Genomic DNA, 292 nt, shown 5'->3' on the forward strand with positions numbered 1-292 from the left:
GGCTAGCAGCCCATCCTCGCTACCACGTTCACTTCACGCCCACCTCAGCGTCCTGGCTCAATCTGGTCGAGCGTTTCTTTAGCCAGATCAGCGAGCAGTGGATCAAGCGCAGCGCCCACACCAGCGTTGCTCAGCTGGAGCAATCCATACGGGAATACATTGATCGTCACAACGAGGATCCCAAGCCGTTCGTGTGGCATAAAAGTGCGGACACCATCTTGGCATCTGTGGCGCGGGCAGCTAGCTCTATTATTTGATGCTTACTTTTGAGACACCACACTAGGCGATGAAT

General features: G+C 54.5%; 1 pseudogene. It reads left to right on the forward strand.

Features of this window, described 5'->3' with window-relative positions:
* Positions 1-257 (forward strand): annotated as a pseudogene (locus CKO35_RS17655) (IS630 family transposase); the annotation flags it as partial.
* Positions 258-292: the final 35 nt, after the last annotated feature.

Origin of the sequence: Ectothiorhodospira shaposhnikovii, assembly GCF_016584105.1 — a bacterium.
GTDB classification, from domain to species: domain Bacteria; phylum Pseudomonadota; class Gammaproteobacteria; order Ectothiorhodospirales; family Ectothiorhodospiraceae; genus Ectothiorhodospira; species Ectothiorhodospira shaposhnikovii.